We start from the raw sequence: 19,923 nt of genomic DNA, 5'->3' as shown, positions 1-19,923 counted from the left end.
TAAGTGTTGCGGACCCCTCATCCGGCGCTTCGCGCCACCTTCCCCCTCAAGGGGGGGAAGGAAGACGTTGAGGGTGCTATTTTCAGTTCCAGATCGGCTCGCCCTTGAAGCGGTGGCTGACGAGGTAATCGGGGTCGAGATCGACGCCGAGGCCGGCGCGGTCGGAGATTTTCATCCGGCCGTTTTTGATCTCAAGCGGGTTGGTTTCGGCCCAGGCGAGAGAGGTGGCGGTGCGGGTGCATTCGATGCGCGGACAGTTGAAGATCGAGGCCGCGAGCTGCTGGCTCGCGGCGTTGAGAAGGAGTCCCGAGACGTTGTGGAGCGTGATCGGGGTGCGGTAGAGCGCGGCGAGGTCGGCGATTTTCTTGGTGCCGGTGATGCCGCCAGACATGACGATATCGGGCTGGAGGCAATCGACCGCCTGGGACTGGAGGAACGGCAGCGCCCCCTCCGGCAGCTCGATGTTTTCGCCGGTCATGATCGGGAGGCGCGTGGTGCGGCGGAGCGCCAGCCAGTTCTCCGAAAAACCCGGCTGCACCGGATCCTCGTAGTAGAGCGGCTTGATCGGCTCGACCGCTTCGGCCACTGCGATGGCGCTCGGGATATCGAGCTCGCAATGGCAGTGGACGATGATGTCGATCTCTTCGCCCAGATGCTCGCGGGCGAGCTCATAGGACCGGCGGACCTTGCGCACGTCGCCGGGGGAGAGGCTCGGCACATATTCCTGCATGTGGAGATCAAGGGCGCAGTGGATATCGACCTTGAAGGCCGTGAACCCGTGCGGGTCGGCCTTGAGGATCGCCGCGTGCTCGGCCCAGGCGCCAGGATCGGTCGAGTCGAAATGCGGGCAGTGCGAATAGAGCGCGATGTCGTCGCGGAACTTGCCGCCCAAGAGCTTGTGCACCGGCTGGTTGAGGAGCTTGCCCGCCAGATCCCACAGCGCCATGTCGATGCCGGAAAGCACCTGCACTTCAGCGGGGCGCTGCGGATAGGCGTAGAACAGGTTGTGGTGGTGCACCGCGATATCGAGCGGGTCCTTGCCGATGAGCTTGAGATGCTTCAGACGCCCGCCGCCCAGCGCGTGGAGGTCGATCGCCGCCCGCACATAATCGCCATCGAGGCTTCCGCACTCGCCATAGCCGGAAATGCCCGCGTCGGTATCGATGCGGATGAGGCAAAAGCCGCTGTCGAGCCGCATGGCACGGATGGCGGTGATCAGGGTTTGCCCCCGATCGGCTGGGGACAGGTGGCTGGGCGTGGGCATGAGGTCTCCTCCGTTTGAGACGAGCCATAGCGCATGAGGGCCGGTGTGTCCTCTCCCGGCTTGGCAAAAAAGCGAGACCCGCAGATCGGTGATCTGCGGGTCTTCGTCAGGCTGGTTGGCGGATGGGATCAGGAGATGTAGAGCTGCACGCCGCCCTTGCCGTCGGGGAGGATCGAGACGACCTGGTCGACCTTGATCTTGTGTTCAGCGAGGAGCTTGACCGCGGCGGGGTCGGCCTTGAGCCCCTCGCGCAGCTGGTTGATCGACTGGGCGTCCTCGGTGATGAGGTTGGTCGCCTCGCCCGTGCCCTTCTGGTTCACCCAGGCCTCGTCATACTTCAGCACCGAAACAGTCTTGGCCGAGATGAGGTCGGCGATATCCTGCTTGTTGTAGACCGAGAGGTCGGTCTTGAAGTCGCTCATGGCGACGCCATTGCCGGGCGCGAGATCCGTCCAGGTCTGCGACGCATAGCTGGCGCCGACCGAGCCGAGAGCCATGACCGAAGCGATGATGGCCAGTTTCGAGAATGTGTTCATTTTAAAACTCCTTCAAAGCGCCACTTACGTCGATCCGCTGGCGCCAGTCTGGATCGGGGTTCACTGCTCTTGCAGCGACAGGAAACGGTCTAGCCCCGCCAATTGTCCTGATCCTCGCCCGAACTATACATCGCGTTAACGTCGCGGGCCGGTGCGGGAGCGGGCAAAAAGAAAGGGCGGAAGCTCAGCTTCCGCCCTGCGCACCGGGAGAGTGTGCGTGTATCTGGTCGGCTTATTTCGCAGCGACGATCAGCGTTGCGTCATTGACCTTGCCATTGGCGGCCCAGGTGATCGCGACCTTTTCGCCGGCCTTCAGCTTCGAGAAATCGCACTTGGCCGGGAACTGGTAGACGCTCTTGTCAGCCAGCGTCACGGTGCAGGCCTTGGCGTCCATCGAGGCGATCGCGCCGTCGGTAACGGTGGCAGCAGCAAACGCCATCGAGGAAGCGCCGATGGAAGCAACGAGCACGAACGGGATGAGCAGATTACGCATGATGAGATCCTCTGTTGAACTTTGGCTTTCACTGAGTGCGTTGTGCGGTTCAGTGAGCGGCGCGTCGGCGCCAACGAGGAGGAGATTGCGGGGTGCGCTTGTCGGGCCCTTGGCCGCAACTATACAGTTTTGCAAGGGAGCGCCCGGCCGGTCAGGCGCGGTCGGACGGGGTTGCCGGAAAGCTGACCGTGACCCTCAGGCCGGGTGCATTGTCGTCAAGCGTAATACTGGCCCGATGCCGCTCGACGATGGCCTTGACCAGCGCCAGCCCGAGCCCGGTACCCGGCGTGCTGCGTTCCGGCCCGACGCGGAAGAACGGCTCGAGCACCCGGTGGCGAAGTTCAGGAACGATGCCGGGGCCCGTATCGGCAACGACCAGCGCGGTGGCCCCTGCGTCGACGCTGACCCGGACTGAGATGGCGGCGCCATCCCCGGCATAGCGGGTGGCATTTTCGATGAGGTTGACGAGGAGCTGCTGCACCATGCGACGGTCGCCGTGGATGATGGCGGGAGCGCTATCGGGAAGCGCCACTGCGAGGGTCTGCCCCGCCGCCTCGGCCACAGGCTCAAAGGTCTGCGCCAGATCAGCTACCAGCACCCCGGCGTCGAAATCGACAAAGGTCGAACTGTCGTCCGACGCCTCGATACGCGAAATGCGGAGGATGGTATCGAGCACGCCCTTGAGATTGGCGAGCTCGTCTTCGGCCACGGCGATGAGGTCGGTGCGAAGGTCCGGGTCGGTGCTGCTCGCGGCGTCCTGCAGTGCCATCGACACCTTGTTGAGCGGGGTCTTCAGGTCATGGGCGATGGCGACCGCGGTGTTACGCGTCGTTTCCATCAGCTCCGACAGCCGGTCGAGATGGATATTGACCTGGCGAGCGACGAAATCGAGCTGGTCGTCCTTGTGGCTCACCGGTAGCCTCAGGCTCGTTTCGCCGCGCGAGACCTTGTCCAGCGTCTGATAGGTTGCATAGAGCTTCGAAGCGGACCGGTAGCTGAGGAAATAGCCCAGGGTCAGACTGCAGAGCAGGATGCCCAGTCCGGAGAGGATCAGCGACAAGAGGATCTGGTTGGTGGTGCCATCGACGATATCGGACGAGCGCCCGACGACGATCAGGTGCTGGCCGACCACTTCGGCGTAGCCATTATACTCGGCGCGTTTGAGAGGCGCCGCGTCCGTTGAAACCAGTTGGCCCCAACCGCGGAATTTCGGCGCAACGGTGAGGTTGCCGCTGACATGGGTGCCGCCGGCGGTGAACATGCCGAAGATATAGGTGGCGTCCGAGCGCGTGTCCGTGGCGCCGCGGATGAAGGTTTCGAGCCCTTGCTCGCCGCCGGCGCTGAACGCGTCGCGCAACAGTTCTGCGTCCTCGATAATCCAGTCGCGCTGCTGGCTGACCAGCGCCGTGCGAGTGGAGAGGAGGACGAACAGCCCACCCAGCAAAAGCACCGGGATCACCACCAGCATCATCAGCGCGGTAGTGCGGAAGGCGGTGCCGACGAGGGCCCTAGCGCGGTGCATGCAGGGAGTAACCCGCGCTGCGCGTCGTATGGATCAGCGGCACCTCGAACGGCTTGTCGATCTTGGAGCGCAGCCGGCTCATATGGGTTTCGACGACGGTGGTGCGGGGATCGAAATTGAAATCCCAGACCTGTTCGAGGAGCATGGTCTTGGTGACGATGCGCCCCGTATTACGCATCAGGATTTCGAGCAGCGCGAACTCCTTGGCTTGGAGCTCGATATTGCTGCCGGCGCGGGTGGCGGTGCGGGTGAGAAGATCGAGCTCAAGATCGTGCACAGCGAGCTTGGTCGATTGCGGCACCACCTGCGGGCGGCGGCCGAGAACAGTGAGCCGCGCCAGAAGCTCAGAGAAGTGGAAGGGTTTGACGAGATAGTCGTCACCACCGGCGAGCAAACCTTCGACCCGGTCATCGACATCTCCCATCGAGGTGAGAAAGATCACCGGCATCTTGCGGCCTGCAGCGCGCAGCGATTTGAGGACGGTGAGCCCATCCATCCCCGGCATCATCCGGTCGAGCACCAGCAGGTCACAGGGGTTGTAGAGGCAGTAGGACAGCGCATCGCGCCCGTCGGTGACGCACTCGACGCTGTGCCCTTCCTGTGACAGCCCCTTGCGCAGGAACTCCGCCGACTTGAGGTCATCCTCAGCCACCAGGATCTTCATCGAAATCGTCTCCTCACCGCGCCAGGCTCCGGCTCATCGGGATGACCCGTTATGCGCCCCTACCCCAGAACTGTCCCGTTGACCTCGGCCCGGTGCCGTCGCGCCAGCTCGTGGGTGATGGCAAGCGACGAGCGCAGCCGAGTCTCCGCGACAGCACTCACCGGCACCCTTAGCACCGTGGCGCCCCGACTGCCCAATTGGCGTGCCACGAAATCCGCTGGCTCATCAGGTGACAGCAGGAACACCGCAGCCCGGCCCGGTTCCAGAAACCTGGTCAACTCGAAGGCAATGCTGCCATCGATGCCGAACTCTTCAAGCGAGGAAACGAGGCGGGATGATGTCGTCTTTTCGAGCACGCCAACAAGCGGCAACAGGAAGAGGAGGCTCGACAAAAACGCCCGGAAACCGGTGCCCGAGGGCGCCGCGGTCCAGAGGTTGAGCATCTGGTTGAGCTGGATGGCGCCGTTCCGGTCGACCGTGGCGATCACCGCTTCGCCGATCTGCGGCAGAAAGGCCCGCTCCACCCCGAATAGATCGGTGCGCGCTTCATCGGCAAGACGGGCATCGGCATAGCCACCAACTATCAACTCGGACATGAGGCGGCACCTCTAAAAGAGTGCTGACGCGCAACGGGCAGGCTAGATTTGGCCCACCCGTTTTGCATGCGGCTTTGCCCAAGTTTACGAAAAGTTAAACTGCATGCCGCGGCGTGAGCTCAGAGGCCGAACCAGCGCAGCCGGCGGCTGAAGCCGAAGTGCTGCTTGTCGACACGCAGCGCTTCAGAAACGCCGTAGAACGTGCCGGTGGGCTTGGGGCCCGAGAAGAAATCGACATCGACCCGCGCGATGCGTTCGGCGCCGAACTCGATATAGCAAGAGCCGAAGCCAGGATTTCTGGCGGTTTGCTCCTCGTGGCCCGATGCCGACCCGGAGGCGGCTGGAACCAGCTTGCGCAAAGCGGTGTATTTTGCCCGCAAGGCGCTGGGGCAGGCCGAGCTGATCGCCACGGTTGGCGATAGCGTCGCGCTTGGTGATGGCATTGAGGTGCGCATCGATGCGCAATACTTCGAGACGGCCGCCAGGGCCGCGCTGAAAGCGCCCTCTGCCGCCACTTGTGCTGCGGCCGCCGATCTCTATACGGGTGAGCTGCTGCCCGATGACCTCTATGTCGACTGGCTCGAGGCACCCCGATCTGAACTGGTGCAACTGCACCTGTCGCTGCTGCGTGCCGGGGCGCTCTGGGACCGGCTGATTGCGGCGGAGCCCAGCGATGAGCCCGCCTATCTCGAGCTGATGGAAGCGGCGCTGACTGCCGGAAACCGCGCCGAAGCAATCCGGCTGTTCAACGCCTTGCGCCAGAACCTCAATGTCGAGCTCGGCATCGGCCCCTCGGCCAAAGCAGTTGCGCTCTATGAGCAGGCGCTGGCGAACTCGCCAATCGATGCCAGCGGGCAGACCGACCGCATCCGGGCCGCTCTGGCCTGGGGGCTGCTGCATCTCAACAGCGGCGAATTCGACAAGGCGCGTGCTGTGGCTGAAGAGACGCGCCAGCTCGCCATGGCCGCAGGGCTTGTGCGCGAGGTGGGCGAAGCGAGTGCGCTGTTTGCGCTCTGCGCCCATATGCAGGGTCGGTGGAAGGAAGTGTTCCGAACCGAGTTCATCGATTGGGCCCGCAAGCGCCCGGACAAGGTTTCGCAGATCTTCGATGGCCACCTCTGCCTCGCCGAATTCTGCATGTGCAGCGCCAAGGGTCACCAGGAGATCGGCAGCGCGGCGCTGGAACTGCTGGCAGTGGCCGAGGGTGCAGGCTCGCTGCCGGGCCGGGGCCTTGCCTCTTTGATCCTGGGCGAAGCGGCGCTGTTTTCGGGGCAGATGAGCGAGGCCGAGCGGCTGCTGACGGCGGCCGAGGCACTGCTGGCCGAGGCAGATGCCCCTTCGGGCAGGGCGCTGGCGCTGGAACGGCTGGCTGAACTGGCGTTGTCGCGCGGCCAGAAGTGGCAGGCCGGGCGCCTGATCCAGCGAGCGCTGGGGATTGCCGCGCAATCGTGGATCGCGCCGCATCTGGTGATCCGCCTGCAGGGGCTGCTGGTGCGCGCCGCGCCGACCAAACCGAAGGCGCTGCAGGCGATTGCCGAGGGGGACCGGTTGCTGGCGGACCAGAGCCATGGCTGCCAGCCGTGCTCGATGGCATTCCGCGTCGCGTCGGCGACGGTGTTGGCCGAAATGCACGAGCTGTCGCAGGTTGGCCGCCGGCTCGACGAAGCTGAACGGATCGCCGGCATGTGGCAGGGCGGACCCTGGGCCGCCGCCGTGTGGGAAGCCCGTGGCGTGCAACGGCGCGCCGAGGGCGCTGAGAGCCGCGCCCTCTCAGCCTTCGAAGAGGCGGCGAGCAGCTATGCCGCGCTCGGCCGCCCCGCCGATGAGGCCCGCTGCCGCGATCGCATCGCCACGGCGGGCCTAAGTCAGGCCGTTTGAAGCGCAGGCGGCAGCTCGTCCTTACGTGCGGGTGGGAAGACCAGCGCCATGGCAGCGGCGGCGAGGCCCACGGCTGCAGAGGCGATGTAGAGCCAGTGATAGGTACCGAAGGTATCGTAGAGCCAGCCGCCGCCGAGCGGGCCGAAGGCCATGCCGATACTCGAGGTCATGGTCATGGCGCCCAGCACCGTGCCCATGACGCCAGCGCTGAAATACTCGCGCGCCAGCACCGAATAGAGCGGCATGACGCCGCCATAGACCATGCCGAGCACCACCGCGAGGAGGTAGAAATGGTTGAGTTCGGACACGTAAATATAGGCGTAGATGCCGACGGCCTGCAGCGCGAGGCCGACCACGATCACCCGCCTGACGCCGAGCCGGTCGGCCAGCGTGCCGAACAGCACCCGGCCGAAGAGGCCCGCGACGCCCTCGACGCTGTAGATGGTCGCCGCGCCCATCGCCGAGGCACCACAGATCATGGCGTAGCTGACGGTGTGAAAGATCGGCCCGGAATGGGCAGCGCAACAGAGAAAGAAGGTTGTGGCGAGAACGATGAACTGCGGAGTCTTGAGCGCCGAGATCGCGAGGGAGGGTGCGCGGGCCGCTCCCATCGCAGGAGCTGTGGTGGGCTCGGCGAGTAGTGGCGCGCGGCGGATCAGGAGGCTCGCCGGGACCAGGAGGATCATGGCGCCGAGCGCGATCCACAGCATGGCGCTGCGCCAGCCATAGGTCTGGATCAGGAGCGCTGCAAAAGGCGTGATCACCATCGGCGCGACGCCGCCGCCGATCGAGACCAGCGACACCGCGAGACCACGGTTCTTGTCGAACCAGCTGAGCGTTGCCGAAATGATCGGCGCAAAGAATGCGCCGCCCGAGGCGCCGACAAGACCGCCATAGGAGAGCTGGAACAGCCACAGCTCGTGGGCCTGGCTGGCAATGACGAGGCCGACGCCGAGCAGCACGGTCGCCATCAGCACCACGGGGCGCGCGCCGATCCGGTCGCTGAGCGTGCCCCAGCCGAAGCCCGCGACGCCCATAACCACAAAGCCGATGGTCATGGCGGTAGAGATGCCTGCTCGGGTCCAGCCGGTATCGGTGGCCATGGGCTGCAGATAAACCGGCAGCGCAAACAGCGCCCCCATCGCGACGCAGGTGATCACCGCCCCGGCGGCAACCACGACCCAACCATACCGATTACCCATCTGACCGATCCCTTCTGTCATCGCCCGATGAAGAGTCGTTCGGCCGGTGCCGAATTCGACATCAGGCGCCAGAAAAAGGTCAGGCCCGATACGTCACTTAGGCATATGCTTAAGTGAAATGTCAATCGGGAGAAGCGGGGCGGGGCTAATTCAGCCCTTCACAGCACCCTGCAGCAACGCCGCCACGAACTGGCGCTGGAAGATCAAAAAGATCGCGATGGTCGGGGTGAGGATCAGCAGCGCGCCGGCGCAAAGCAGAGGCACATCGGTGCCCCATTGCCCCTGGAATGCGCCGAGTGCGCCCGCCATGGTGCGCTGCAGCGGATCCTGGATCAACACGACCGGCAGCAGGAACTGGTTCCACGTCCAGAGAAAGAGGAGGATCGTCAGCGACATGATCGCGGGCTTCGCGATCGGCACTTGCACCAGCCAGAACTGCTTCCAGTCACTGGCGCCGTCGATCTGCGAGGCCTCCGCGAGTTCCTTGGGCACGCCGATGAAGTGCGTGCGCATCCAGTAGACGGCGAAGGGCATATAGAGCCCGATCAGCGGCAGGATGATCGCAAAGCGGGTGTTGAGGAGGCCCAGCGCCTTAATCTCGTAGTAGAGCGGCGTGATCACTGCCTCGAAAGGCAGGGTCAGGCCGAGGACGAAGACCAGGTAGAGCCAGCTGCCGCGACCCTTGTCGAACTTGGCGAGGCCATAGCCGGCCATGGTGGCAAACAGCACGCTGGCCGGCACGACGCCGAGGATGATCAGCGCGCTGGACCAGAGCAGCTGATCCATCTTGGCGACTTCAAAGGCCTTGGCGAAATTCACCCATTGCGGATCGGCCGGCCATTCGAGCCCCTGCGGATAGGTACCGGAAGGGGCCAGCGCGGCGGTGAACATGCTGAGGAAGGGCAGGAGCGTCAGGATCATCAGGACGATGATCAGAATGCGCGCCACCAGCGCGTTGGCGGTGAGGGTGGTGTTCATCGCCGCACCCGGGTCAGCCACTGGATGGGAAGGACGCAGACCAGCACCAGCACCATGAGGAAGATGGCGAGCGCCGAGGCGAGGCCGACCTGCCGGTGCGCAAAGGCCAGCCGGTAGATTTCGAGGCCGGGCACCGTGGTCTGGAGGCCGGGGCCGCCGCCAGTGGCGATGTAGACGATATCAAAACTCGCAAGCGCCGCGATCACCGTGACGGTGACACAGACGCCGAGCTCCTGCCGGAGGCCGGGCAGCGTGATGTAAAGGAATTCCTGCACCGGATTGGCGCCATCGAGCCGCGCCGCTTCATAAAGCGAGGGCTCGATCTTGGTGATGCCGGTGACCAGCAGCATGGTGCAGAGCCCGAGCAGCACCCAGGCGCCGATCAGCCCGACAGCGGGGAGCGCGAAGGTGAAGTCGCCGAGCCAGCCGCGCGCCAGATCGCCGAGCCCGATGCCACGCAGCACCTGGTTGACGAGGCCGGTCGAGGCAAACATCCAGCTCCAAGCAATGCCGGCTGCGACCAGCGGGATCACCTGCGGGAGAAAGAGGACGATGCGGGTGGCGGTACCGAACGGGCCGCTCAAATGCTCGCGGATCACCGCCGCGACGGCAAGTCCGAGCACCACCGGAATGACGGTGAAATAGAGCACCAGCTGGAAGGCGTTGCCGATGACCTGGAGCAGGTCGGAATCGGTGAGGACGATCAGGTAGTTATTGAGTCCGACGAACCGCATCTTGCCGATGCCATCCCAGCGCTGCAGCGAGTAGAAAAGCGACATCGCCAGCGGCACGAGGACAAAGGCGGCGTACATCAAGAAGGCCGGGGCGATGAACACCAGCGCGCCGACGGTCGTTCGGCGCATGCCCAATATTCCCCTGCCACTCTTGGGGGAACGAAGCGGGGCGGCCGAAGCCGCCCCGTCAGAGACTGTGCTGGACGACGATGGCGTCAACGCGAAAGTTCTTTCTCGTACTCGGCCTGCACCGCGTCGAGAAGGCCCTTCGCGGTCTGCTGACCACCGACCATCTTCTGCAGCTCAGGCGTCCAACCGGCAGCAAAGATCGCACCGGTGGCGTTGGCGATAAAGTCCATCGCGCCGTTTTCCTTGGCCAGAACCTGACCGGCAGAGAGCGTCGCCTCGGTCACCGAACCCGGCGTGACCGCAGGGATGGCGAGATCGGGCGGACCGCCCGGGTTGGAGCCGCCGACGGCGACGTTGATCTTGCGGGCTTCCTCGTCGGTCGCAACCCAGTTGAGGAAGAACGCCGCACAATCGGCATTCTTGGCCTTGGCGCCGATACCGTAGGTGAGCGGCGCCGACATCGCCGCATGACGGCCGCCTTCGGTGGCAGACGGCATCAGGAAGAAGCCGTATTTGCCCGCAGCCTGCTTGTCGAGATTGCCCGACTCCCAGTCGCCATTGAACAGGAACACGCCTTCACCGCCGATAAAGCGGCTCATCATCTGGAAGTACTCGATCGAGTTGGCATCGGCCGGGAAATAGCCCGCCTTGACCCAGCTTTCGAGATGTTCGGCCGCCTTCAGATTGTCCGGCGTGTTGATGGTGGCGCCGTCCTTCTGGAAGATCCAGTCATTGATCGGCTCGGGAGCCCCGAACGAACCCATCAGGTTCTGCAGCGGGAAGGCCAGACCACCGGTCGACTTGTTCCACTGCATGATCGGCTGCAGGCCGGTTTCCTTGGCCTTGGCGAGCAGTGCATCAAACTCGGCAAGCGTCTTGGGCGGCTCGGTCATCCCGAGCTTGGCGGCGAGATCCTTGTTGTAGAACACGCCGGTCAGCGAATAGTTGAGGCCCATCGCATAGAGCGAACCGGTGCCGCGCGGGCGGCCGCCGGCTTCGACGCGCAACTGCACCAGTTGGGCCGAGGGGAACTTGTCCCAGCCGAAATCGGTGTAGTAGCCATCGAGGTTCTTCAGCAGGTCGTTGGCGACGAGGTCGCTCATCGAGGGCAGGCGGATCAGGTCCGGTGCGTTATCCTCGGAGAGCACCCGCGGGCTGTTCTCCATGAGGTTGGCGAACTGGTCTTCCTTGATGTCGAACGTGACATTGGGGAACTGCTTGGTGAATTCCGCCGAGAGGTTCGTCGGCAGCGGAAAGCCCGTTTCGAAATATGAGTTCAGCACCACCGGGTCAGCGCCGCAGGTGGGCGCAGCCATTGCCGGGCCAAAGGCCAGGGCGGTGGACAAAATGACGGTCACGCGAAGCGCATGGCGAGAATGTGATCTCACAACTACCTCCTCCAGATAGGGTATGCAGTGGATATTTCCGGTCTGCTAAATGGATTTAGCGCATGGTGGGGGGAGGCTGTCAATATGCCTTTGGCCGCCCCTGAGGGATGCGATCGGTGCGGCTAGGTCACGATTTGTCGAAGCGCATCGAGAATGGCGGTAGCGCGCAGATCCCCTGCACCCTCCATCCAGTTGGTCACATAGCCGAAGCCGATGCGATGGCGCGGATCGGCAAAACCGACCTGTCCACCGGCGCCGTCATGGCCAAAGCTGCCCTCGCCGATAAAGCGGCGCGCTTCGGAATCGAGCTGGAGCCCCATGCCCCAGCGCGGAAATGGCGGCTGCGCTTCAAACACCGGCGCCCCTTCGGTTTCTGTCTGGGTGGCGCGCGCCATGATCGCATCGCCAATGAGGCGCACGCCCTTGGTGGGCACCACGGTGGCCGACCAGATGGTCGCGAGCGCCGCGGCCGTGGCGATGCCACCGGCGCCGGGGATTTCTGCAGCCTGCACCTGAGGATCGTTGAAGCCGCCATCGGCGGTGACCAGTGAGGGTGGCAGCGCTCCACCCAGCGTCATGGCGCGATAGGGCCAGTTTGGCGCGGGCTTTGCCGCTTCATCGACCCAGAGTTGAGCGAGGCCCGGGGCGACCTGGAGATGCGCCGGTCGGTTCATCTCGCTGGCGGGCAGCCCGACCCAGGCATCGACACCTAGGGGACTAGCGATAGCTTCGGCGAACACTTGCCCCACCGGCTTACCGGTGATCCGCCGGATCACCTCGCCGATCAGCCAGCCATGGGTGATGGCGTGGTAGGCATAGCCCTGACCCAAAGGCCAGAGCGGCTCCTGCGCGGCGAGGAGACTGGTGACCTTGGTCCAGTCCAGCATATCCTCAAGACTCAGATCCTGGCGCGGGGCGGAGAGCCCCGCTTTGTGCGCCAAAAGGTGCCGGACAGTGACGCTACCCTTGGAGGCCGCAGCAAATTCTGGCCAATAGCTGCTCACCGGCGCGTCGTAGTCGAGGCGGCCCGCTTCGACGAGCTGCGCCGCGAGGATCGACATCAGCCCCTTGGTACACGAAAAGATCACCGACGGGGTGGTGGCGGTCCAGGCCTGACCGGTCCGCTCATCGGCGATGCCGGCCCAGAGATCGAGCACGGTTTCACCATCGCGCCGGACGTGGAGCGCTGCGCCCATGCTCGGGCGGTCATCGAAGCCGGCCCGGAACGCTTCGGCCACCCGTTCAAGACCGGGGGCCACATGCCCCGAGATCGCGATTGTCATGAGCTCTGCTCCACGCTGAGGTAGCCATCCGCATCGAGGATGAGCGGCAGGGGATCGGAAATGCCACCGCCAAAGGTGCCATCGGCCGCGACGTTAACGAAAGCGAGAAGCTGCGGCTTGCCGCTGCGATCGAACGCGACGCGGCCGGCGTAAAGATGTTCGTCGACGATGAGCCGCGCCGCCGACGGATCGACCGGGCCGGGAAAGGCGCCGACCGGGAAGGTCCAGATGCCGCCCAGCTGCTCAGCCTTGCCACCGGCGAGCCGGCTTTGGTTGCAGCAGAACACCAGGTGCATTTGCCCGCCGACTTCGAGCAGCTGCAGCACTTCGAGATGGGCAAAACCGGCGCCGGGGACGCTGAGCGGCGGCTGCGCCTGCCAGCTGACGAGATCGGTCGAAATGGCGTGCCCGATGACACCGCGGTCAAACTCATCGCCAGCGCGGTCGCGCGCCGTGATCAGCATGTGCCAGTTGCTGTCACCGGGAACGCGGAACACCCATGGATCGCGCCAGGCCTCTTCCGGCCAGCTGGAGCTGCCCAGTACTTCGTAGAGCGCAGGGTCAGCGACCGAAACCGGACCCGGCTGCTTGGTCCAGGTGAACAGATCGGGCGAAGTGGCGACCCCGACGGTCTCGATGTTGGCAAAGCTATCGGGGCTAAGGAAACGCGAGCCGGTGTAGAACAGCCACCAGAGGCCGTTGTCGTCGCGGATCGTGCAGCCGGTCCAATTGGCGGTATCGTCGAAGGCACCCTTGGGGCCGGGCTCGAAGATCTGGCCGTGGCTGGTCCAGTTGCGGAGGTCCGTTGAGGTCGCGTGCCCGATGCGCGCGTTGCGATGCCGGAGATTGGGATCGCCCAGCGCCTTGGGGGCGTGGAGGAAGAACATGTGGTACCGCTCGCCATCATCGGCGAGCCAGAAATCCCACACCCAGTACGCGTCCAGTTGGAAGGCCATGCTCTACCCTTGCTAAATGGTTTTAGCAGATGCAATGCTATGCACTGGTTGTCAAGCGAACGCGGCGCGACTATCCAGTTCGCAATTGAGGTGATGCGGCCCGCGCCGCCAAGGGGAATACCGCCAGGTGGTGGCCAAAAAGCGTGTAACGCTCGCAGATGTGGCAAGGCTTGCGGGATTGTCGCCGACGGCAGCCTCGATGATCCTGACGGGGCGTCCCGACACGAGGCTATCGGCCGAAGCGCATGCCAAGGTGCACGCTGCCGCCGCCAGCCTCGGGTACCGGCCGAATGCCGCCGCCCGCGCGCTGCGCACCGACCGCTCGCGCTCGATTGCCTTCATTTCGGATTATGTGGCGACCACCCGTTACGCCAACGGCCTGATCCGCGGTGCGCTGGCAGCCGCCGAGGAGGCCGGGCATGTGATGCTGGTGCTGGAAACCGGCGGTGCCCCTGAGCGCGAGATCGAGGCGGTACGCGCCGCGCTCGACCGGCAGGTTGACGGCATCATTTTTGCCGCGATGCGGGCGCGTGAAGTGTTCGTGCCCGACGTGCCGATCGCGGCGCCGGTCGTGATGCTCAACGGCAGCAGTGCACGCTTTCCGATTTCAGTGGCGCCCGATGAATTCGCCGGCGGGCAGACCGTGGTGCGGCTTTTGGCCGAGGCCGGCGTATCGGAGCGGATCGTGCTGCTGGGTCATAACCCTGATGACGAGCGCGGACTGTTCCGATCCGAGTTCATTTCGCGCCGCATCGCCGGCATCAATCACGAGATGGCGGAGCGCGGACTGCGGTTTGAAAAGCAACTGAGTTGCTGGAACTGGGAGCCCGACCACGGTTACGACCTGACCAAGTCGATGCTGCGCGACACATCGCCCACCGCCATTCTCTGCCTCAACGACCGGTTGGCCTTTGGCGCCTATCAGGCCATTGGGCAAACCGGGCTGAGCATTCCCAACAACATCGCCCTCGTCTCCTTCGACAACGACGAAGTCGCGTCCTACCTGCGCCCCGGGCTCACCACGGTCGGACTGCCGCACGAAGCGATGGGACGGGAGGCGATGCGCCTGCTGCTCGACCCTGCGAGATCACCGGGCGAAACCCTGATCGAAATGCCGATCATGCGCCGCGGCTCGCTGCCGGAGCAGGCGCCAACGCGGTAGCGTTGATTACTCGAACACCGAACCGAAGCCGGTGATGGCAGCGGGGCTGCCGCCGCTGAGTTCGATACCGGCGCGGGCCGCCATGGCGATGGAATCGTAGACCGGAATGCCGAACTGGGCTTCCCAAGCTGCGGCATAGGGCGTTGCGGCAAGGTTGGTGCAGAACGGCAGGATCACATCGGGCCGGTCTGCAGCCGCATTGGCGACCATGCGGTTCATGGCGGCTGAGGGCACGGTGGCGAAGGCGAAGTTCTCCGAAATACCGAGGCAGGGCGAGGTGGAGCAGACAAAGCCCTCGCGTGTGAAGGTGTCGAGGATACGGGCCTGCACATCGCCGGTATAGGGCGTGACGAAGGCGATGCGCTGCATCTGCTTTTTGCGCAGGAGATCGACCAAGGCCAGCGTCATAGTCGTGGTGGCGATGCCGGTGCGCTCTTCGAGTGCGGCGCAGAGTTGCCGGTCCGCCTCGAGGCCGCGCCAGCCGCCGGACGTACCATTCCAGACAATGGCCTGGGGCCGCATGTCGGCGAGAAGCGACGCGGCTTCCAGCATCGGCGCGGCGTCGAACTGCGCGAGGCCCTTGGCGCCGATGGTGATTTCGGTGACCCGGATGCGCGCATAGTGCGCGGTGATCTCCGGCGCGCCTGCCAGGAGCAGCGCCGTCATCGGTTCGAGCGAGGTGTTGGAGGACGGGGTGATCATGCCGATGCGGATGCGGGTCACTTCAGTTGTCCTCTCACAGACCAATGCGCGGGTCGGCCAGCGACTGGCTGACTTCGACGACCATGTTGACGAGAATATAGAAGGCCCCGAACACCATCGAGACGCCGAGCACCGCCGAAAGGTCGGAACTGGCGAAGGCCTGCACCATGTAGAGCCCAAGCCCGGGCCAGGAGAACACGCGCTCGACGATGAGCAGATTGCCAAACAGCAACCCGACCTGGAGGCCGATCATCGATAGCGGTGCCGAGGCGGCGTTACGGAGGCCGTGGCGGAGCACAACGGCGGTTTCGCTCAGCCCCTTGCCGCGCCCGGTACGGATATAGGTCTGCTTCATCACATCGTGAAGCGAACCATTGAGGCTGCGCCCAACCGCCACCGCGATGGGCAGGGCCAGCGCGATACCAGGCAGGATCAGGTGCGCCAGCGCATCCAGCGCAATCTCGGGGCGGCCGACGAGGAACCCATCGATGAAGTTGAAGCCGGTTGGACCGACAAAGCGCCGGATGCTGAGACGCCCCGCCCCCGGCAGCCAGCCGAGCTTGAACCAGAAGAAGTAGACGAGCAGCAGCGCCGAGAGAAAGATCGGCGTTGACCCGGCTGCGAGCAGGGTAAGCCGGATGGCCCCTGAGCGGCGCAAGCTGTTCTGCAGCACCGCCAGCACCGCCGCCAGACCGACCCCGAGGAGCATGGCGAAGGCGCCGAGCTCAGCGGAAGCCGGCAGGTATTTGCGGACATCATCGCTCACCGGCTGGCGGGTTCGGACCGAGGTGCCGAGATCGCCCTGGGTGAGCCGGTAGAGGAACCGGCCGTACTGCACCGGCATCGGATCGTTGAGCCCGAGCTGCTGGCGCACCTTTTCGAGCGTTTCGACCGGCGCGGTGGGACCTGCAAGCGCGCGCGCCGGATCGGCCGGGATGATGCTTTGGAGGCAGAAGACGATGAAACTCATCGCCAGAAGGACGATAAACAGGCTGGCGATGCGCTTGACGAGATAGAGCAGCATATCAGGCGCCCCTGAGTGCGGCGCGGATGCCGTCGCCGGCGAGGTTGGCGAGGATGCACATCAGAAAGATCAGCACGGCGGGGAGGATCGGCAGCCACCAGTAGACGGTGAGGCTGTCGAGCGCGCGCGAGGTCATGGCGCCGAGTTCCGGCGCCGGGGCGGGCTGGCCGAGGCCGAGAAACGACATCAGCGACATCGTCATGATGATGTTGGCGACGTCGAGCGTCGCAGCGACGAGGAGCGAGGGGACCGCACCGGGCAACAGGTACCGCAGCAAGAGCCGCGGGCCGCGCACGCCAGCGACCCGCGCCGCCTCGACATGCGGCCGGCTCTTGAGCCGCCGGATCTCGTCGCGGCAGATGCGCGCGTACCAGGGCCACCAGAAGATCGCGATGGCGATCATGGTATTGAGCAGCCCCGGCCCCAGCGCGGCGACGACTGCCAGGGCGATCAGCGTCGAGGGGAGAACGAGGAACAGTTCGATGATGCGCTGGATGACCAGATCGACGACCCCGCCAGCCGCGCCAGCGATGGTGCCGATTACCGCCCCGACGATGAGGCTGAAGACGATCACCGCCAGCCCCGGCAACCAAGTGTATTGCACCCCGAGGACGACGCGCGAGAACAGGTCGCGGCCGATCTCATCGGTGCCGAACCAGTGCGCGCTGGTCGGTGGCAGGAAGGCTTCGGCGACGCGAAGTTGCGGATCGAACGGGGTGATCCACGGCGCGGCGAAGGCAAGGAGCGTGATCAGCAGCACGCCAACTATGCCCACCGTTTCGAGCCAGCCGACCCGGCGGAACAGTTCGCGCCAGTTGATGCGGGGACCCAATGGTGCGGCAGAAGAAGTAGGCATGCTCATGAGCTGAGTTCTGTCTGGAGGTGGGGCATGGCGGCGATCAGCGAGCGGGTATAGGCGGCCCTGGGTGCGGCGATCAGCGTGTCGGGATCGCCATCCTCGACCAGTTCGCCGTGCTGCAGCACTGCGATACGATCAGCGATGATGCGGGCCGCGGCCAGATCGTGCGTGACGAACAGCATGGCCATGCCGAGGCGGCGCCGGAGATCGCCCAGGAGATTGAGGGTGGTCGCCGCCAGCGACACATCCATGGCGCTGATCGGCTCGTCGCAGAGGAGGAGTTTTGGCGGCACCACCACGGCGCGGGCCACCACGGCGCGTTGGCACTGGCCGCCCGAGAGCTCGGCGGGGAGCGCGTGCATCAGCGCCGGATCGAGACCCACGAGATCGAGTGCTTCGGCAACCATTTCGCGCCGCGCGGCGGCACTGAGCCCTGATGGCCGCAGCCGCTCGCCGATCTGTTCGCCGATGGTGAGCCATGGCGTAAGCGCCGAGACGGCATCCTGGAACACCACCTGCGGCGCGATCCTGTCGACCCGCGAGACGTCGCCGCTATCGGGCTTGAGCAGCCCCGCCGCGATCCGGAGGATGGTAGACTTGCCCGAGCCACTCTCCCCCACCAGCGCCACGCACTCGCCCTGCCGGATGCTGAGATCGACCGATTTCAGCACCGGACGCGGCTGGCGGCCGCCCCAGAGGGTACGGGGACCGGTAGCGAAGCTCTTCGAGACCTTGAACAATTCGAGCGCCACCCCGCTTTTCTGGATGTCGTGGCCGGGCCAAGGCGCCGTCGCCACGCTCTCACGCACCAGCGTCTGGGTTTCTGCTGCGTGAAAGCAGGCGACTTCTCCTGGCCGAGTGCCCACAGCCATCAGTTGTGGCCGTTGCGATCGGCAGTCATCGGCGGCAAGCGGGCAGCGGTGGGCGTAGGCGCAGGCGGTTTCGATACTGACGGGACGCGTGCGCTCAACCGGCAGGGTGGGAAGCGGCCGCAGCCGGTCTGAGGAGAAGTCGAAACGGGCAGCGAGCAGCCCGGCTGAATAGGGATGGGCCGGCGCGCGAATCACGTCGCGCACATTGCCGATTTCGGCGACCCGCCCCGCATAAAGCACCAGCACCCGGTCGGCGAGCGCCGCCGCGACGCTGAGATCGTGCGTGACAAAGAGGATCGCGGTCTGCTGTTCCCGCGCCAGGTCGCGCAGCAAGTCGAGGATCTGCGCCTGAATGGTGACATCGAGCGCCGTGGTCGGCTCATCGGCGATCAACAGCTTGGGTCCCGCCATCATCGACATGGCGATCAGCACGCGCTGGCGCTGCCCGCCGGAGAGCCGGTGCGGGAAGGACTCAGCGATGCGTTGCGGATCGGGCAAGCCGGTACGGGCCAGCCAATCGAGGATCTTGTCATCGCTGCCGGTGGATTCGGCCATCTGGCGGCGCACCGTCATGGTCGGGTTGAGGGCACCCATCGGGTCCTGCGAGATGGCGCGGACGAGGTGACGGCGGGCGGCGCGCAACTGGCTGTCCCTGGCGTCGACGATTTCGACGCCGGCCAGCCGGATCGACCCGCTGACCTGCGGCTGGCTTTCGCGCGGCAAGAGGCCCTGCAGCGCCAATCCGATCGTCGATTTGCCCGAGCCGCTTTCCCCGACCAGCGCAATGATTTCGCCCGGCGCCGCGGAAAAGCTCACGCCATCGAGGACGCGGTTGGCCCGGCCGTCACGGCTGAGCACCACGCTGAGGTTGTCGATGATGAGGACGGGTTCAGTCATAATAGTCGGGGGCGAGCTTGATCTGCTGGATAAGTTCGGGGTCGTGGGTGAGCATCAGCATCGCGCCGCGTTCGGCCACTTCGCGGTTGATGCGGCGGATCGAGGCCAGCGCCTCTGCCTCGTCGGTGAGCCCACCGGGGAGGATCTCGTCAGTGAAATTGATCATCAGGTCGCCGACATCGGCCGCCAGCACCACCTGGCCGGTGTTCGGCAGCGTCACCACCAGCGACTGATGGCCCGGCGAATGACCTGGCGTGGCGATGATCGTCAAACCATCCATCAGCTCGACATCGCCCTCGACCACCTGCCATTCGAGGCCGGGAAGATCATAGTCGGAGCCGAAGAAATAGGACGGCGCCTTGCCGGAGCGGACGAAATCGAGCTCGCGCTGCGAAACGATGAAGCGCGCGTTCTTCATGTGCTTGATGTGGCCGGTGTGATCGGCGTGAAGGTGCGAGAGGATGACGGTCGAGATGTCATCAAAGCCGATGCCGATCTCGTTGAGCTGGCGCTCCATCTCGTGGTGCGGTTTCACCACCGGCGGCGGGTCCCAGCCGGTCGAGATATAGAGAGCATTGAGCCGCTCGGGGTCGCGGAGGTTCGCCTCGTCGAGCCCGGTGTCGAACAGCACCCAACCCGCATCGGTATCGAGCAGATAGGCCGAAATCGGCACCGATATGATGAAGCGCGCCCCGATATTGTGGGTGGAGACGGTCTTGGGGATAATCTCGAAGCCGCATAGCAGCACGAACAGTCGCTTGACGCTGGTCATGGATATTGCCTC

Annotated in this window: 20 protein-coding genes; 2 read left to right on the top strand and 18 right to left on the bottom strand. The window is 64.8% G+C overall.

Annotated elements, in window-relative coordinates:
* Nucleotides 1–82 precede the first annotated feature (82 nt).
* The 7 genes from ACO06J_RS16635 to ACO06J_RS16605 all read right to left on the bottom strand — a co-directional run bounded on the left by ACO06J_RS16635 (nt 83) and on the right by ACO06J_RS16605 (nt 5,434).
* Nucleotides 83–1,264 carry a mandelate racemase/muconate lactonizing enzyme family protein gene (locus ACO06J_RS16635; protein ID WP_421761834.1) on the bottom strand — a complete coding sequence of 394 codons (1,182 nt, stop codon included), beginning with the start codon at nt 1,262–1,264 and terminating at the stop codon, nt 83–85.
* A gap of 128 nt (nt 1,265–1,392) precedes the next feature.
* Nucleotides 1,393–1,800 (bottom strand): hypothetical protein, encoded by a 408-nt coding sequence (locus ACO06J_RS16630; protein WP_421761833.1) that lies wholly within the window; start codon nt 1,798–1,800, stop codon nt 1,393–1,395.
* A 232-nt stretch (nt 1,801–2,032) separates the two neighbouring features.
* Nucleotides 2,033–2,293, bottom strand: coding sequence for a DUF1344 domain-containing protein (locus tag ACO06J_RS16625; RefSeq protein WP_421761832.1), 261 nt, complete (start codon nt 2,291–2,293; stop codon nt 2,033–2,035).
* 151 nt (nt 2,294–2,444) lie between these two features.
* Nucleotides 2,445–3,815: a sensor histidine kinase gene (locus tag ACO06J_RS16620; RefSeq protein ID WP_421761831.1), complete on the bottom strand. Its 1,371-nt coding sequence runs from the start codon at nt 3,813–3,815 to the stop codon at nt 2,445–2,447.
* The gene (locus ACO06J_RS16615) at nt 3,802–4,479 is read right to left on the bottom strand and encodes a response regulator (protein ID WP_421761830.1); all 678 of its coding nucleotides are present in this window, start codon (nt 4,477–4,479) and stop codon (nt 3,802–3,804) included. The genes ACO06J_RS16620 and ACO06J_RS16615 overlap by 14 nt, the downstream gene beginning before the upstream one ends.
* A gap of 59 nt (nt 4,480–4,538) precedes the next feature.
* Nucleotides 4,539–5,075, bottom strand: a complete 537-nt coding sequence (locus tag ACO06J_RS16610; RefSeq protein ID WP_421761829.1) for a DUF1269 domain-containing protein — start codon at nt 5,073–5,075, stop codon at nt 4,539–4,541.
* 119 nt (nt 5,076–5,194) lie between these two features.
* Nucleotides 5,195–5,434 (bottom strand): hypothetical protein, encoded by a 240-nt coding sequence (locus ACO06J_RS16605; RefSeq protein ID WP_421761828.1) that lies wholly within the window; start codon nt 5,432–5,434, stop codon nt 5,195–5,197.
* On the opposite strand from ACO06J_RS16605, the gene ACO06J_RS16600 reads away from it, so the two are divergent.
* A complete protein-coding gene (locus ACO06J_RS16600) occupies nt 5,427–6,953 on the top strand; it encodes an AfsR/SARP family transcriptional regulator (protein WP_421761827.1) in 1,527 nt (508 codons plus the stop codon). The two genes, ACO06J_RS16605 and ACO06J_RS16600, sit on opposite strands and share 8 nt — an antisense overlap.
* Here ACO06J_RS16600 and ACO06J_RS16595 read toward each other — a convergent pair.
* The 6 genes from ACO06J_RS16595 to ACO06J_RS16570 form a co-directional block, all read right to left on the bottom strand.
* Complete coding sequence (locus tag ACO06J_RS16595; protein ID WP_421761826.1) at nt 6,941–8,155, bottom strand: MFS transporter; 1,215 nt, start codon at nt 8,153–8,155, stop codon at nt 6,941–6,943. The two genes, ACO06J_RS16600 and ACO06J_RS16595, sit on opposite strands and share 13 nt — an antisense overlap.
* A 150-nt stretch (nt 8,156–8,305) precedes the next feature.
* Entirely contained in the window at nt 8,306–9,133 is an 828-nt protein-coding gene (locus ACO06J_RS16590; RefSeq protein ID WP_421761825.1) for a carbohydrate ABC transporter permease, read from the bottom strand.
* The gene (locus ACO06J_RS16585; protein ID WP_421761824.1) at nt 9,130–9,996 is read right to left on the bottom strand and encodes a carbohydrate ABC transporter permease; all 867 of its coding nucleotides are present in this window, start codon (nt 9,994–9,996) and stop codon (nt 9,130–9,132) included. Before ACO06J_RS16585 ends, ACO06J_RS16590 begins: the two co-directional genes overlap by 4 nt.
* Nucleotides 9,997–10,082: 86 nt before the next feature.
* On the bottom strand, nt 10,083–11,384 hold the full coding sequence (locus ACO06J_RS16580) for an ABC transporter substrate-binding protein (protein WP_421761823.1): 1,302 nt from the start codon (nt 11,382–11,384) through the stop codon (nt 10,083–10,085).
* A 122-nt stretch (nt 11,385–11,506) separates the two neighbouring features.
* Nucleotides 11,507–12,667, bottom strand: a complete 1,161-nt coding sequence (locus ACO06J_RS16575; protein WP_421761822.1) for a serine hydrolase domain-containing protein — start codon at nt 12,665–12,667, stop codon at nt 11,507–11,509.
* On the bottom strand, nt 12,664–13,623 hold the full coding sequence (locus ACO06J_RS16570; protein ID WP_421761821.1) for a hypothetical protein: 960 nt from the start codon (nt 13,621–13,623) through the stop codon (nt 12,664–12,666). Before ACO06J_RS16570 ends, ACO06J_RS16575 begins: the two co-directional genes overlap by 4 nt.
* Nucleotides 13,624–13,753: 130 nt before the next feature.
* On the opposite strand from ACO06J_RS16570, the gene ACO06J_RS16565 reads away from it, so the two are divergent.
* Complete coding sequence (locus ACO06J_RS16565) at nt 13,754–14,785, top strand: LacI family DNA-binding transcriptional regulator (protein ID WP_421761820.1); 1,032 nt, start codon at nt 13,754–13,756, stop codon at nt 14,783–14,785.
* Nucleotides 14,786–14,791: 6 nt separating this feature from the next.
* On the opposite strand, the gene ACO06J_RS16560 is transcribed toward ACO06J_RS16565, so the two are convergent.
* Genes ACO06J_RS16560 through ACO06J_RS16540 form a run of 5 tightly spaced genes read right to left on the bottom strand, consistent with a single transcriptional unit; the run spans nt 14,792 to nt 19,911 of the window.
* Nucleotides 14,792–15,508 (bottom strand): maleate cis-trans isomerase family protein, encoded by a 717-nt coding sequence (locus tag ACO06J_RS16560; protein ID WP_421761819.1) that lies wholly within the window; start codon nt 15,506–15,508, stop codon nt 14,792–14,794.
* A 13-nt stretch (nt 15,509–15,521) separates the two neighbouring features.
* Complete coding sequence (locus ACO06J_RS16555; protein WP_421761818.1) at nt 15,522–16,511, bottom strand: ABC transporter permease; 990 nt, start codon at nt 16,509–16,511, stop codon at nt 15,522–15,524.
* A 1-nt stretch (nt 16,512) separates the two neighbouring features.
* Nucleotides 16,513–17,373 (bottom strand): ABC transporter permease, encoded by an 861-nt coding sequence (locus ACO06J_RS16550; RefSeq protein WP_421761817.1) that lies wholly within the window; start codon nt 17,371–17,373, stop codon nt 16,513–16,515.
* Nucleotides 17,370–19,139: an oligopeptide/dipeptide ABC transporter ATP-binding protein gene (locus ACO06J_RS16545; protein ID WP_421761816.1), complete on the bottom strand. Its 1,770-nt coding sequence runs from the start codon at nt 19,137–19,139 to the stop codon at nt 17,370–17,372. The genes ACO06J_RS16550 and ACO06J_RS16545 overlap by 4 nt, the downstream gene beginning before the upstream one ends.
* Complete coding sequence (locus tag ACO06J_RS16540; protein WP_421761815.1) at nt 19,132–19,911, bottom strand: N-acyl homoserine lactonase family protein; 780 nt, start codon at nt 19,909–19,911, stop codon at nt 19,132–19,134. The genes ACO06J_RS16545 and ACO06J_RS16540 overlap by 8 nt, the downstream gene beginning before the upstream one ends.
* Between the last annotated feature and the right edge of the window lie 12 nt (nt 19,912–19,923).

Origin of the sequence: Devosia sp. (assembly GCF_965229025.1) — a bacterium.
Classification (GTDB): domain Bacteria; phylum Pseudomonadota; class Alphaproteobacteria; order Rhizobiales; family Devosiaceae; genus Devosia_A.
This window is presented reverse-complemented; position numbering and strand designations above follow the sequence as displayed.